The 14556-nt window shown below is 63.7% G+C and carries 12 protein-coding genes; 7 read left to right on the top strand and 5 right to left on the bottom strand.

From position 1 onward, the window contains the following. Nucleotides 1-100: 100 nt before the first annotated feature. Nucleotides 101-1141 carry an ABC transporter substrate-binding protein gene (locus NKI17_RS21675; RefSeq protein ID WP_352568912.1) on the bottom strand — a complete coding sequence of 347 codons (1041 nt, stop codon included), beginning with the start codon at nt 1139-1141 and terminating at the stop codon, nt 101-103. 146 nt (nt 1142-1287) lie between these two features. On the opposite strand from NKI17_RS21675, the gene NKI17_RS21670 reads away from it, so the two are divergent. Next, nucleotides 1288-2337: a LacI family DNA-binding transcriptional regulator gene (locus tag NKI17_RS21670; protein WP_352568911.1), complete on the top strand. Its 1050-nt coding sequence runs from the start codon at nt 1288-1290 to the stop codon at nt 2335-2337. 12 nt (nt 2338-2349) lie between these two features. Here NKI17_RS21670 and NKI17_RS21665 read toward each other — a convergent pair whose 3' ends face one another. Beyond that, a complete protein-coding gene (locus NKI17_RS21665) occupies nt 2350-2934 on the bottom strand; it encodes a TetR/AcrR family transcriptional regulator (RefSeq protein WP_352568910.1) in 585 nt (194 codons plus the stop codon). A gap of 107 nt (nt 2935-3041) precedes the next feature. On the opposite strand from NKI17_RS21665, the gene NKI17_RS21660 reads away from it, so the two are divergent. From NKI17_RS21660 to NKI17_RS21650, 3 genes are all read left to right on the top strand, one after another. Then, nucleotides 3042-3857, top strand: a complete 816-nt coding sequence (locus tag NKI17_RS21660) for an oxidoreductase (protein WP_352568909.1) — start codon at nt 3042-3044, stop codon at nt 3855-3857. A gap of 86 nt (nt 3858-3943) precedes the next feature. Then, nucleotides 3944-4891: an alpha/beta fold hydrolase gene (locus tag NKI17_RS21655; protein ID WP_352568908.1), complete on the top strand. Its 948-nt coding sequence runs from the start codon at nt 3944-3946 to the stop codon at nt 4889-4891. Nucleotides 4892-4896: 5 nt separating this feature from the next. After that, nucleotides 4897-5898, top strand: coding sequence for an NADP-dependent oxidoreductase (locus NKI17_RS21650; protein ID WP_352568907.1), 1002 nt, complete (start codon nt 4897-4899; stop codon nt 5896-5898). Here NKI17_RS21650 and NKI17_RS21645 read toward each other — a convergent pair. Then, entirely contained in the window at nt 5891-6820 is a 930-nt protein-coding gene (locus tag NKI17_RS21645; RefSeq protein WP_352568906.1) for a sugar kinase, read from the bottom strand. The two genes, NKI17_RS21650 and NKI17_RS21645, sit on opposite strands and share 8 nt — an antisense overlap. 158 nt (nt 6821-6978) lie before the next feature. Between NKI17_RS21645 and NKI17_RS21640 the strand changes: the two genes are divergently transcribed. Next, nucleotides 6979-7425 carry a FixH family protein gene (locus NKI17_RS21640; RefSeq protein ID WP_352568996.1) on the top strand — a complete coding sequence of 149 codons (447 nt, stop codon included), beginning with the start codon at nt 6979-6981 and terminating at the stop codon, nt 7423-7425. A gap of 7 nt (nt 7426-7432) precedes the next feature. Next, nucleotides 7433-8632: a cytochrome-c peroxidase gene (locus NKI17_RS21635; RefSeq protein WP_352644741.1), complete on the top strand. Its 1200-nt coding sequence runs from the start codon at nt 7433-7435 to the stop codon at nt 8630-8632. 237 nt (nt 8633-8869) lie between these two features. On the opposite strand, the gene NKI17_RS21630 is transcribed toward NKI17_RS21635, so the two are convergent. Beyond that, nucleotides 8870-9322 (bottom strand): Lrp/AsnC family transcriptional regulator, encoded by a 453-nt coding sequence (locus tag NKI17_RS21630; RefSeq protein ID WP_352568904.1) that lies wholly within the window; start codon nt 9320-9322, stop codon nt 8870-8872. A 162-nt stretch (nt 9323-9484) separates the two neighbouring features. Here NKI17_RS21630 and putA point away from each other — a divergent pair, with 162 nt between their 5' ends. After that, nucleotides 9485-13096: a bifunctional proline dehydrogenase/L-glutamate gamma-semialdehyde dehydrogenase PutA gene (gene putA / locus NKI17_RS21625; RefSeq protein WP_352568903.1), complete on the top strand. Its 3612-nt coding sequence runs from the start codon at nt 9485-9487 to the stop codon at nt 13094-13096. Between the two features lie 169 nt (nt 13097-13265). On the opposite strand, the gene NKI17_RS21620 is transcribed toward putA, so the two are convergent. Beyond that, nucleotides 13266-14546 (bottom strand): energy transducer TonB family protein, encoded by a 1281-nt coding sequence (locus NKI17_RS21620; RefSeq protein WP_352568902.1) that lies wholly within the window; start codon nt 14544-14546, stop codon nt 13266-13268. Between the last annotated feature and the right edge of the window lie 10 nt (nt 14547-14556).

Here is a 14556-nt window from a genome sequence, read left to right as displayed (position 1 = left end):
CGTTCGACTGGCTTCACGCGACGCGCTTTAGGTTCTTGTTTTCATGCATGTCGTTGTCGCGCGCTGCACATTTTTGCGCGACATGCGTTAGAGCTGAGAGTCAGCGGGCCATCATTTCATCGAAGGCTCTTTGGGCAGCCTCGCCATTCTTGACCCACCATTCTGAATTGGAAAACACCGAAGTGCCAGCATTTTCAGGCGCGGTCGCAAGGGTCTTCAGACGGTCCTCGGGAATAAGGCCACCCTCATATGCCGCAGGATTGACGGGGCCGTAGGCAATGAAATCGGTCAGCTTGGCAACCCGCGCGGGCTGCGTCATCGCTGCGATGAGTTTCATGGCGGCCTCCTTGTTCGGCGCTCCCTTCGGCACCCCAAGGCAGTCCGTGCCGATGACCGAACCCTTGAACGTGTAGTCAGCCGCGCCGCCATCGGCTTTCACGGTTTGGGCCCGTCCGTTCCAGGTAATGACCAAATCCGCCTCACCATCTTTCAGCAACTGCGCGGACTGAGCCCCCGAGGTCCACCACACGGCGACGTTTGGTTTGATCGCTTCAAGCCGCTTGATGGCGCGCTCTAGCCCTTCCGGCGTGCTGAGCACGGAATAGACGTCCGCCGGTGCCACGCCATCGGAGAGAAGCGCGATCTCGATCGAGTCTTGCGCATTGGCGCGCAACGCGCGACGGCCAGAAAATTTGGCAACATCCCAGAATTCCGCCCACGTCTTCGGCGGGTTCTCGCCATAGGTCTTGGTGTTCCACGACATGACGGTGCCATAGGAGTCAAACGGATAGCAGTAGTCGGACTTTGCACCTACCGGCACGGATTTCGGATCGATGATCTTGTAGTCGAGCGGCTCCAGCAGCGATTGTGCGGCCGCCTGGGCACCTTCCGGTGAGCCCAGGTGAATGACGTCGGTCGTGACCGCACCCGAGGTGACCTGCATCTTCAAGGCGGCCAGGCCGTCGCTTAGGGTCTCCTCGCGGACATCATAGCCAAGCTCTTTTGCAGCAGGGCCCCACATGGCTTCCTTCATGGCGTTACCATAATCCCCACCTGCGGTCGTGATGGTGACTGTTTGCGCATGAACGGGCAGGGCAGCCGAGATTGCGAATGCTGTTAAGGAAATGCGTAGCCAAGACATAGGTTCTCCTCCCCAACTTTATCAAACATCGCTCAAAAGAGCCATTATTTTGTAATCGTAACGTTACGATTGCATCTCAATGCGCTGGAGTCAAGCTGCTTCCTACGGGAGTTTCGATTGACCGGGATGTCGAATTCGGTAACGTTATGGCGGTCAGCAAATCAGCCGGCGCTTTCGCAAATGAAGTCGGGCGAACAATGGCCAATCTAAAGCAGATCGCCGCGGAACTTTCCCTCTCGGTGACCACGGTGTCCCGCGCTCTGAAGGATGGGCCGGAGGTGCAGCCCTCGACCATAGCCCGCGTCAAGGAGGCGGCTAAGCGGGTCGGCTATTTACCAAATCATCATGGTCGCGCGCTCAAAACCGGTCGAACGCAGACGCTGACGGCAGTACTCCCGATGGAAACACGAGACCATCTGTCCGATTTGTTGAAGCTTCCTTTGATCGAAGGCATGACGCTGGCGGCGCGGCAAGCCGGTTATAGTCTGTCCATCTATTCCACCACTCCCGACGACGATCCCGTTGAGAGTGTGCAGCGCCAGCTTCAGGCGCGCAACGCAGACGGCCTGATCATCACGCGTCTGGTGTCGGCTGATCCGCGCGTCAAGCTGCTGCTGGACAAACGCATGCCGTTCGTCGCGTTTGGAAGAACCGACCTGGATATCGCGTATCCTTATGTCGATGTCGATAATGAACAGATTGCCTACGAGGCGACCCGGCGGCTCATGGATAAGGGCTGTCGACGCATTGCGCTGCAACTTCTCGTTCCGGAGGACCAGACGAGTGCCATGCGTCTTTCCGGGTATGGAAGGGCAATGGCCGAGGCTGGTATTCCGATCGACCAATCGTTGATCGGTCATGGCATGTTCACCATGGAATCGAGCGCAGGCTGGTTCGATCGCTTGCTGGCGTCATCAGATCCGCCAACGGGCTTGGCGTGCGCCAACGAACTGGGCCTTCTGGGAGCGTTGCACGCTCTCGGCAAGCGGGGTCTTACACCTGGCCGCGACGTCCACATCGTCACCCGTGACAGCACGCGGCTGGCACGCTTCCTGCCGGCAAAGATCGGAGTTCATTCCGTGGATATGGCGGGTGTTGGACGCAAACTTATCGAAGTCCTGGAGAGCCGGATCATCAATCCGCTTGGGCCGGTGGAGACAGTCTTGGTGCAAGGCAGATTCGAGCCGGCCGAATAATCCGGGCTGCCCTCAGGAGGCCACCTCGTCTTGAACCGGCCGGATCAGCGCCTTTGCGGCAGCTGCTCCCGCCGCTAGGATACGATCCGATAATTCCGTTCCTTCCACGGCGCGCGCGAGTTGGAGCGCGCCGATGAGCGTTGCAAACATGCCCAACGCAGCGCCCTCGGGATCGTTCGTCTGCGGCAGAGCTTCAGCTATCTGGCGCACCAGGGATTGAGCGCGCTCGGCATAGAGGGCTCGCGTTTCAGGCGGCTGCCGCGCGATTTCCGGCAACAACGCGGCCGAAGCGCAACCCTTTCCAGGATTGTCCCGGTGCTCGGCCGATAGATACGTCTCTATGGCCATTTCCGGACCGCCGGCGGCCAATGCTTCCTGCACTTGATGCGACTGCGCGTCCAAGGCCACCGCGACGCTTTCACGGACGAGCTCCGCCTTCGACTGGAAGTGCGGATAGAAGGCGCCGTTCGTCAGCCCGGCGTCGCTCATGATGGTTGCCAGCCCGGACGCCGCGATGCCGTCAGATCGAAAACGTTCGGCGGCGACCTCCATGATCCGGCTGCGTGACGCGTCTTTTCGGCCCTTTTCGTAGCGCATAGTCTTTCTTCCCTGTCCTGCTATTGCATTATGCTCATAATCTGATATTACTACCATAATTCAATTCGTGGAAATAAGCTAGACCTCTCGAACCTGGAACATCAAAAATGAATGGGAATTCTGAAAAGACCGCAATCGTGACCGGAGCCTCCTCGGGCATCGGCCGCGCCAGCGCCGAGGCCTTGGCGCGGGCGGGTTTCACTGTCTTCGGGACAAGTCGCCGCAAGACCAGTAATGGTCCGGGCGGAGTGACCATGCTGGCATGCGACGTGACCGATGATGCGGCCGTCAATGCGCTCGTTGCCAACGTGCTCGCGCAGACCGGCCGGATCGATCTCCTGGTCAACAATGCTGGTGTCGGTCTGCTAGGCGGCGCCGAGGAATCCTCGGTCGCACAGGTACAAGCTCTATTCGACGTCAATCTGTTCGGCGTCATGCGGATGACCAATGCGGTGTTGCCGTCGATGCGGCGGCGCGGCGAAGGGCGCATCATCAATATCGGCTCGATCCTGGGACTGGTACCCGCGCCATACTCAGCTCATTACTCGGCGGTCAAGCACGCGCTCGAAGGCTATTCGGAATCGCTCGACCACGAGGTGCGCGCCTTCAACGTCCGCGTTTCCGTCATCGAGCCGGCATTCGTCCGCACCGTCTTCGACCAGAACGGCATCGAGCCGGATTCGCTGTTGAAGGAATACGATCGGGCTCGAGCCGGGCTCAAGGCGCTGCTGGGCGATGTGATGCCCAAGGCCGATCAGCCGGAAGTGGTGGCGGATGTGGTTGTCAAGACAGCGACCGATGCCCGTCCGCGGCGGCGCTATACCGCTGGCAAGGCAGCGCGCCAGGTCAGCCTGCTGCGCCGCTTTGCCCCCGCGGGGATTTTCGACAAGAGCCTGCGCAAGCAGTTCCGACTGCCGGTCTGAACAACGGCGAGCCAGACGATTTCACGCACATGCGACTAGCAACTACGACACATTTGGCCAGGCCCTACGAAACGGAGGCGCCAAGCATGACACATAGATCCAATCGGTCGCCGCGTTCACCGGCGTTGTTCCAGGACGCGCCAACGCGCTCCGTCGATGTCGGCGGCATAGCTTTTGCGTACAGGGAACTCGGGCCTAGGACGGGCGTGCCAGTGATCCTGCTCAACCATCTGGCTGCTCAGCTGGACAATTTTGATCCGCGCATCGTCGATGGCCTCGCTGCGACCCGGCGGGTAATTGCCTTCGACAATCGCGGCATCGGCGCTTCGGGTGGCAAAACTCCGTCGACCATTTCCGGCATGGCGCGGGATGCAATCGCCTTTGTCCGGGCGCTGGGGTTCGAAGAAGTCGATCTCTTCGGCTTTTCACTCGGCGGCTTCGTGGCGCAAGAGATTGTGCTGACCGAGCCCAAGCTTGTGCGCAAACTCATCCTGGCTGGCACGGGGCCGGCCGGTGGGCAAGGCATCGACAAGGTGACGCCGCTGACGATCGTGGACATGATCAAGGGCGCGCTGACTTTTCGGGATCCGAAGTACTATCTCTTCTTCACAAGAACGACGAATGGGCGCCGCGCCGCAAACGCATTTCTGGAACGGCTGAAGGAGCGCCGGAATAACCGGGACAAGGCGATATCGCTGAGCGCGTTCGGCGCGCAACTCAAGGCGATCAAGGCCTATGGACTCCAGGCGCCTGAAGACCTGAGCACCATCCGCATTCCCACTTTGGTTGCGAATGGCGACCAGGACAGGATGGTGCCGAGCAGCAATACCTATGATCTCGCAGGGCGTATCCCGGGGGCGCATCTGGTTATCTATCCGGATGCCGGGCATGGCGGGGTATTTCAGAACTACGCCGATTTTGTCCCGAAAGCCCTGTCCTTCCTCGAGGCTGAGGCCTTGCCGCAGGGCGGCTATGCAGCTGAAAACGTTCGGCTTGTTTCGTCCCGAACAACAACAGACATTCTTAGAAAGTAACTGCCATGAAGGCATTCGTTGTCGATAAGTATAACAAGAAGGGCATTCTGCGGCTGGCCGAAATGCCGGAGCCGGAGCTCCAGGACAGCGATGTCTTGGTCGAGGTCCATGCCGCAGGGGTGAACCTGCTCGATTCCAAGATCAGAACCGGGGAATTCAAGCTCATCCTGCCTTATCGCCGGCCCTTCATCCTGGGCCACGACGTGGCTGGGAAGGTTGTTCGCGTGGGATCGAAAGTCCGCAAGTTCAAGGCCGGCGACGATGTCTATGCGCGGCCGCGCGACGGCCGGATTGGGACATTCGCCGAATTCATTGCCGTGAATGAGGCCGACGTAGCCTTGAAGCCCGAGAATCTCAGTATGGAAGAGGCGGCGTCGATTCCCCTGGTCGGTCTCACCGCCTGGCAGACGCTCATCGAACGGGCAAACCTGAAGAAGGGACAGAAGGTCTTCATTCAGGCTGGTTCCGGCGGCGTCGGGACATTTGCTATTCAGTTGGCCAAGCACCTCGGCGCGACCGTTGCGACAACCGCGAGCGCGGCGAGTGCCGATCTGGTCAAAAGTCTCGGCGCCGATGTCATCGTCGACTACAGGAAAGACGACTTCGAGAAAGTTCTGTCGGGCTACGATGTCGTCTTGAACAGCCAGGACGCCAAGACACTGGAAAAATCCCTGAGCGTGCTGAAACCGGGTGGCAAGCTCATCTCCATCTCCGGTCCACCGGATGCCGAATTTGCCAGGGAAAAGGGGCTGAACTTGATGCTGAGGCTGGCGCTGCGCTTCCTGAGTCGCGGAATTCGGGCCAAAGCCAAGCGCCGCGGCGTGCAGTTTTCGTTCCTTTTCATGTGGGCGCAGGGCGATCAGCTGAGCAAAATCACCGCTCTCATCGAAGCCGGCGCGATCCGCCCGGTTGTGGATCGGGTCTTTCCATTCGAAGCGACCAATGACGCCCTGGCCTATGTCGAAACAGGACGCGCTAAGGGCAAGGTCGTCATCAAGGTCAGATAGCAGTTGCCTCGAACGCTGCCCTCAGCGTCTCGAACGGCGCCAGGGCGCCGCGCACCTGCACGACGGCGGCGGCAACGCGATGGGCGCGCAGCACCGCCTCTGCCGGGGCATGGCCGGCAAGTCGGGCGGCGAGGTAGGCGCCGTTGAAGGAGTCCCCGGCGCCGGTGGTGTCGACCGGCGCGGCGACATGCACCGCCGGAACCGATTGCAAGGTTCCGTTTTGCGCGATCAGCGCCGGTTCCTCACCGTTCTTGACCACGACTTCGCCGGCCAGCTTTCGCAGCCGTTCAGCTGTTTTCTGCGGTGTCGTATCACCAAACAGCATCTGCTCGTCGGGAAAGGTCGGGAGCGCGATGTCGGCGACGGCGAGCGCCTCGAGGATCGCGGCCTGCGCTTCCTCGCTTTGGCGCCATAGCCGCGGCCGGTAATTGGGGTCGAAGGCAATCAGCGAGCCGGCCGCGCGCGCCTTGGCCACGGCCGTCAGCAGCACCGTGCGTGCGTCGTCGTCGAGGATTGCCAAAGTGATTCCGGAAAAATAGACAAGCGCCTGGTTTTCAAGGCTTTTCTGCAAAGCGGCTGGGTCCGAAGCCAACTGCCTTGCGGCCGCATCGGCCCGCCAATAGGTGAAAGAACGTTCGGCGCCGGTCAGCGTGATCGCATAGAGGCCGGGGCGGGCGCCCGCTATCACCGGGCTGGCGCCGATGCCGATGCCGCTCTCGGCCAGGAACTTGATCTGGTCGCGTGAGAACGGGTCGTCGCCGAAGGCCGACACATAGGTCGCCCGCCGCTCGCCGCTCAAGGCATGCAGCGCCCACAAAGTGTTGAACGTGTCGCCGGCAAAGCCCATGCGCCAGTTCGGCCCGGCCTGGCCCGAAAGCTCTAGCATGCACTCGCCGATCGAGGCGATGCCGTTTCCTGCCATGAAGCACTCCTCCATCCCTGCAATTGCGGTGCTGTAGCTTTTTGCAGCCGGCAGCGCCATGCTTGGCGACGGCGGATTCTTGCACTGGGCGCGATTTCCCACAGGGGCGTGGGACGCGATCTGCCCAGCGAAACGTTATCCGCAGAACAGGAATGGGTTTGGCATCGTTATGGCGTTATCTTCTTGGAGGCCTCGGCCTGGCTGCCTTGCTCGCCGGCGTGCTGGCAATCGTCTATCTGACGGCGCCGCGTGCGCCGCAACCAAGCTCGGATGTCGGCCGTTCCAAGACGACGGCGAACAAGCTGTTCGCGGCGACTTTCGAGCCCGAGAAAGGCGTCATCCGGCAGGGCGAACTGGAATCCTGGCTGCTCACGCTCAAAACCGTCGAGGGTGCGCCGGTGGAAGGTGCTGCGATAACGATTTCCGGCGGCATGCCGCAGCACAAGCACGGTCTGCCGACCAGCCCGCAGGCGACCGATTACCTCGGCGCGGGGCGCTATCGCATCGACGGGGTCAAATTCACGATGAGCGGGTGGTGGCAATTGCATTTTGCCATTTCCGCTGCGGCCGGTTCGGACACTGTCGTCTTCAATGTGGTGCTGTGAGCCATAGATGAGCCGGTTTCCCAGTCTTCTCGCGTTGGTGGTGGTGGCCGTGCTTGCCGGCTGCGGCAGACCGGAGTTTTCCGATGCCGAAAAGCAGACCATCGCCTCACTGGCCCTGTCCAAGCTGCCGCCGCTGAAGCCCGATACCACCAATCGCTTCGCCGATGTGCCGGCCGCCGCGGCACTCGGCTCGACGCTGTTTTTCGACACCGGGATGAGCGGCGACGGCACGGTATCGTGCTCGACCTGCCACAAGATCGACCGGCAGTTCCAGGACGACCTGCCGCAAGCGGTCGGCGTCGGCCGCACCAACCGTCGTACCATGCCGTTGGCCGGCGTCGCGCATGATCCCTGGTTCTTCTGGGACGGGCGGCGCGACAGCCTGTGGGCGCAAGCGCTGACACCGCTCGAAAATCCGCTGGAGCAGGCCGGCAACCGCGCCGCCTTCGCACATTACATCAAGGCCCGCTTCGGCGAGCGCTACGAGCGCATCTTCGGGCCGCTGCCTGACCTTTCGGGCGTGCCGGCCAATGCCGGCCCGTTCGGCACCGATGCCGAGAAGGCGGCCTGGAACGCCATGCCCGCCAGCCAAGCCGAGGAGGTCAACCGCGTCTTTGCCAATATCGGCAAGGCGATCGCCGCCTTCGAGCGCTCGATCGCGCCGCCGCAGACACGCTTCGACCGCTTTGCCCTCGACCTGGCTGCGGGCGCCGAGCCGAAAGGCGACGCCGCCTTTTCGTCGGAGGAAATCCTCGGCCTGAAATTGTTCATCGGCAAGGCCAATTGCGTGACCTGCCACAACGGCCCGCGTTTTACCGACGGCAGCTTCCACAATACCGGCGTGCCGCCGGTCGCGGGCCTGCCGCCGGATCGCGGCCGCGTCGAGGCGGTGGCGCAGGTCGAGGCCGATCCGTTCAACTGTTTCGGCGCCTTTCGCGACGGCGATGCCAGCGCCTGCCGCGAGTTGCGCTTCATGGTCAAGACCGGGCCGGAACTCGTCCGCGCCTACAAGACGCCGTCGCTGCGCGGTGCCGCCACCCGTCCGCCCTACATGCATGCCGGGCAGTTTTCCTCGCTCGACGAGGTGGTGGCGCATTATTCCAAGGCGCCGGCAAGTGTCGAGGGTGTGTCAGAGGTCCACCCGCTGCAGCTTTCGGACCACGAGCGCGCGGCGCTGGTGGCGTTTTTGAAGACACTGGCGGAGTGACGTTGGGTTTGCCGGGACGTGAAGATAGATTTCGACTTTCCCGACTTGAAGCAAATTAAAAAGGTGGCAATCACAAAGCCTCGAGATTAGCTGAGACATCTCTCCACTTCGTCATCCCAGGGTCTGCGCCGCGTCGCTTCGCTCCTTGCTCCGCCCTGGGATGACGAAGGGATGGTGGGGATAGGCTAGTCGCCAGCGTTGGATCGGCCGCTGATATCGGTCTGTATGCAGAGATACTCACCGATCCTTCACCGTCTCCATCGCGACAAACGTCGAGGTCTGGGCTACGTGCGGCAGGGCGGAGATGCGCTCGCCAAGCACGCGGCGGTAGGCGGCGATGTCGGTGGTGCGGACCTTCAGCAGATAGTCGAAGCTCGATGCCATCATGTGGCACTGCTCGATCTCCGGCACCGCCTGCACGGCGCGGTTGAAGGCGTCGAGCGCGGCCGAGCGGGTGTCGGACAGTTTCACCTGGACGAAGGCGACATGGCCTTCGCCCATGCGCTCACGGTCGATGATCGCCTGGTAGCCCCTGATGAAGCCGTCCTTCTCCAGCCGTTTGACTCGTGCCTGCACCGGCGTCTTCGACAGGCCGACTTTAGCCGCCAGGTCCGACATGGAAAGCCGGCCATTGCTGCCCAGAGCCGACAGGATGTTCCTGTCGATCCGGTCCAATTGGTCTTCTGTCACTGGATTCCTGGTCGAATTGGAGGTGATCAGTCCTAATGATAGATCGATCGATCTGTTCTGTCGACTTCTTTGGACCGACTGCAATCCCTACTTATGTTAGCTTGCGCCGTTCGGTCCGGTGACCGCCGGCCCGCTCCCTTATGCTCGCTCTACAGGACCGCCATGCCAGCGCTCGACACCATCCGCCAGCAGATCCGTGCTAATTATTTGCCCGACGAAGACCAGGCGGTGAAGCGGCTGGCCGAGGCGGCCGGGCTGTCCGCGCAAGACCGCAAGGCGATTTCGGCCCGTGCCGCCGATCTAGTGCGGGCGGTGCGCGGCTCGTCCGATCCGCGGCTGATGGAGGTCTTCCTGTCCGCCTATGGCCTCTCGACCAAGGAGGGCGTGGCGCTGATGTGCCTGGCCGAGGCGCTGCTGCGCGTGCCCGACACCGAGACGATGGACGACCTCATCGCCGACAAGATCGCGCCGCACGACTGGTCGGCGCATTCGGGCGGCTCGAGCTCGATCTTCATCAATGCATCGACCTGGGCGCTGATGCTGACCGGCCGCGTGCTCGACGAAGGCGAGGGCGGCATCGAAGGCACGCTGCGCGCCATGGTGCGCCGGCTCGGCGAGCCGGTCATCCGCAAGGCGGTCGCGGCGGCCATGCGCGAGATGGGCGAGCAGTTCGTGCTTGGCCGCACGATCGCCGAGGCGGTCAAGCGCGGCCGGCCGATGACGCAGAAGGGCTATCTCTATTCTTTCGACATGCTGGGCGAGGCGGCCCGCACCGAGGCCGATGCGCTGCGCTACCTCAAGGCATATGCCGATGCGATCTCTTCGCTCGATGCCGGCGCCAACGGCCCCGACATCCGCCAGAACCACGGCATTTCGGTAAAACTGTCGGCGCTGCATCCGCGCTATGAAGTGACGCAGAAGGAAAAGATGCTGCCCGTCATGGCCGAGCGGCTTTGGTCGCTGGCGCTGGCGGCGCGCCATTCGCGCATGGGCCTCAACATCGACGCCGAGGAGGCCGACCGGCTCGACCTGTCGCTCGACGTCATCGAACGGGTACTGGCCGAGCCGGAGCTTGCCGGCTGGAACGGCTTTGGCGTCGTCGTCCAGGCCTACGGTCCGCGCGCGGCCTTCACCGTCGACTGGCTCTATGCGCTGGCGAAGAAATACGATCGCACCATCATGGTGCGGCTGGTCAAGGGCGCCTATTGGGACACCGAGATCAAGCGGGCTCAGACGCTCGGGCTCGACGGCTATCCGGTTTTTACCCGCAAAGCCAACACCGACGTCTCCTACCTGGCCTGCGCGAAGAAGCTTTTGTCGATGACCGACCGCATCTATCCGCAATTCGCCACCCACAACGCCCACACCGTCGCCGCCATCCTGTCGATGACGACGGAGCGCGATACATTCGAGTTCCAGCGGCTGCACGGCATGGGCGAAGCACTGCACGAGACGGTGCGCAAGGCCGAAGGCACGCGCTGCCGCATCTATGCGCCAGTCGGCGCTCATTCCGACCTGCTCGCCTATCTGGTCCGCCGGCTGCTCGAGAACGGCGCCAATTCCTCCTTTGTCCACCAGCTCACCGACGAGGAAGTCGAGCCGGAGGATATTGCTCGCGACCCGCTCGACACGGTGGAGAAACAAGGCCCCGCGGCCAATCCGGCGATCGTGCCGCCGTCGGCGATCTTTGGCCCCGGCCGGCGCAATTCCAAGGGCTTCGATATCACCGACACGCCGACGCTGGCGGCGATCGACAAGGCCAGGGCCGAGTTCGCCGGGCCGGACCGCTGGCACGCCAAGCCGGTCAGCCGCGCCGCCGGCTACGGCAAGCAGCGTCCGGTGGTCAATCCTGCGAAACCTTCGGAAGTGGTCGGCACGGTCAGCGAGGCCGGCGCCAAGCAGGTCGAGACCGCCGTGCGCATCGCCGTCGAGGCACAACCGGCATGGGCAAGACGCCCGGTCGCCGAGCGCGCTGCCATCCTCAACCGGGCGGCCGATCTCTACGAGGCGAACGCCGTCGAGTTCTTTGCGCTCGCCGCCCGCGAAGCCGGCAAGTCGCTCGCCGACGGCGTTGCCGAGGTGCGCGAGGCGGTCGATTTCCTGCGCTACTATGCGGCCGAGGCCGCCAATGCCGAGGCGGGCACCGAGGCGCGCGGCGCCATCGCCTGCATCTCGCCGTGGAATTTTCCGCTCGCCATCTTCACCGGCCAGATTGCAGCGGCACTCGTCACCGGCAATTCGGTGATCGCCAAGCCAGCCGAACAGACGCCGCTGATCGCCTTCCGCGCTGTCCAGCTGCTGCGCGAGGCCGGCGTGCCGGAAGACATCATCCAGCTTCTGCCCGGCGACGGCCCCACGGTCGGCGGCCCGCTGACCGCCGATCCGCGCATTGCCGGCGTCTGCTTCACCGGCTCGACCGAGGTCGCCAAGCTAATCGAAAAGCAGCTCGCCGACACCGCCGCGCCTGACGCCATGCTGATTGCCGAGACCGGCGGCCTCAACGCCATGATCGTCGATTCCACCGCACTTCCCGAACAGGCGGTGCGCGACATCCTCGCCTCCGCTTTCCAGAGCGCCGGCCAGCGCTGCTCGGCATTGCGCATTCTCTACGTGCAGAAGGACGTCGAGAAGAAGATGCTTGAGATGCTGAAAGGCGCGATGGAAGCGCTCAGCCTCGGCGACCCGTGGCGGATATCGACCGATGTCGGCCCGGTCATCGATGACGAGGCGCAAGCGTCGATCCGTGACTATTGCACCAAAATGGGCCTGCAGGGCCGGCTGATCGCCAAGCTCGAAGCGCCGAAGGACGGCCGCTTCGTTGCGCCGCACGTCTTTCGGGTCAAGGGCATCGAGGAGTTGGAGCGCGAGGTGTTCGGGCCGGTGCTGCATGTCGCCACCTTCGATGCCGACGAGATCGATGCGGTGATCGCTGCGATCAACCGCAAAGGCTATGGCCTGACCTTTGGCCTGCACACCCGCATCGAAGGCCGCGCCCAGCATTTCGTCGATGGCATCCATGCCGGCAACATCTACGTCAACCGCAACCAGATCGGCGCCGTCGTCGGCGCGCAGCCGTTCGGCGGCGAGGGCCTTTCCGGCACCGGGCCGAAGGCCGGTGGCCCACATTATCTCCGGCGCTTCCGCAAGGGGCCGGAAGCCGGCACCCATCTTGCCGAAGGCCGCAAGGTGACGGCGACCGAGCTCGCCGACAATCTGCCGGACCCGGCCTTTGGCGGCTGGTCGACGCGGCCGGATCGCGTCGCCATCCTGAGGAAACATCTGCGCGGCAAGGGTGCCGCGGCTATCGGCACTGCCGCCGGCATCGATTTCGGCCAGGTCGACCTGCCCGGGCCGACCGGCGAGGCCAACACGCTGTCGCTGTCGCCGCGCGGGCGCGTGCTGTGCCTCGGTCCCGACGCGGATACGCTGCTTGCGCAGACGATCCAGGCGCTGGCCGCCGGCAATGCCGTGCTCGCCGTCGCACCCGGCGCGCCGGCGGCACTTTCATCATTGACCGGCAAGGGCCTGCCGCTGGCGGCGATCGACGGCCGGCCGGACCCGGTCGAAGCGCGCTCGCTGCGGGTCGATGTCGTGGCCTTTTCCGGCACGCCCGAGGCCGCGCGCATCGTGCGCAAGGTCATCGCCGAGCGCGCCGGCCCGATCGTGCCGCTGATCAGCGAAGTCTATTATCCGGCCGCCTACGCCCACGAGCGCGCAGTCTGCGTCGACACCACGGCGGCGGGCGGCAATGCCAGCCTGCTGGCCGCGGCCTGAGGGTTTCGCCAGGGCTCGCGTGTCGCGGGCAGGGCAAATCGCTTGGGGTTGCGCTGTCCCTCACCCTTACCCTCTCGCTGTGAAGAACGGGGAGAGGGGTCGCCAGCGTTGCGTCCACGCCCCTTCTCCCCGGGGCGGCGCCGACTTTGATGCCTGATGAGAGCGATAGCTATCTGATACCGAGCGGCACTTCGAACTGCCAGGCCGAGCGACCGGCTCCGTCTGGAATAGGGGGAAAGGGAGAAGCCCGGCGGACTGCGTCGAGTGCGGCCTTGTCCAGCGCGGCAACACCCGAACTGCCCGTCAGCCTGGCCGACCGGACGCTGCCGTTCGAGCCGACGGTAAAGGCAACCGTAGCTGTGCCGGTGGCGCGCGTGCGTGTCGAATTGAAGGCCCGCACCAGTTTTGACCTGATCTTGCCGGGATAGTTCGTGACGGCTGCATTGCCGATGCCTGATTTGCCGCCCCTGCTGGCGGTCAGGATCTTGCCGTCCTTCCTGGCGTCGGCCATGCCGCGCGCGACATCCGTTTCGTCACGGCCGCCGGAGCCGGCTTTTTTCTTCTTGGTGTCGGCTTTGGCCGCAGCCTTGCCCGCCTTCTTGCGCAGGGCCGGCTTTTCAGGCTCGTTTGGTTCGACCTTCCTGGCCGGCTTGCTCTTTGCGGTTGCCTTCTTCGGCTGCCTGGGCTCAGGCTTGTTCGGCCTCGGTTCTTCCGCCGCGACGACGGTCTCGGCCGTCTCAACCGTTTCGGCCGGCGCCGGGTCGGCTGGTGCCGGTGCGCTTGTCTCGGCAGGCTCGGCCGTTTCGGCCGCGCTGACTGGCGGCGGCACGGCATTGTCGTCGGCAGGCACCAGCCTGTCGGTCGCAAGAACGTCGGGCGATGGGTCCTGGCGCGCCGGCTGGACAGGTTGCGCAGGCTCAGTCCGGTCGGCAACGGCAGCGGTTTCCATGGCGGCCTCGTTGACCGGCTCAACCACTTCTTTGTCCGATGTCTCCGCCGCATCGGTGACCGGCTGGAGCGTCTCCTCTGCCGCGGCCGCCTGCGCCTCGACCGTTTCGACCGGCTTGGCGTCGAGCATGGTCACCATCGTCACGTTGGCCACTTCCGGATCGTCTCCGACATCGCCGGCCGCCTGCTGCGGGTCGGCGCCGAGCAGCATTTCGCCTTGCTGGTCGGCACCTTCGATGCTTGGCCGGTCGTCCGGCAGCGTGAGGAAGGCCAGCGCCACCGCCACGTGGAATGCGCAAGAGCAGGCGATCGCCACCGTCCAGTTGCGGCGCCGCCGCGTCTGTCGTGCCTGCCGCAATGGCTCCATAGGTACCGCAGTCAAGTCGCCGTCGGCATCGGCGATGTAACTGTCTTCCGGCCTGTCGCGCGGCGAAACACGCAGCGCCCCGCGCGGGATGGCGAAATCCGGATCGTCCGGTTCCGGCGGCAGGAAACCGGCCAATGGCCACGCG

Origin of the sequence: Mesorhizobium sp. M0816, assembly GCF_040320005.1 — a bacterium.
Taxonomy (GTDB): Bacteria; Pseudomonadota; Alphaproteobacteria; order Rhizobiales; family Rhizobiaceae; genus Mesorhizobium.
Note: the sequence above shows the minus strand (reverse complement) of the source record. Positions and strands in the feature narration are given on the sequence as shown.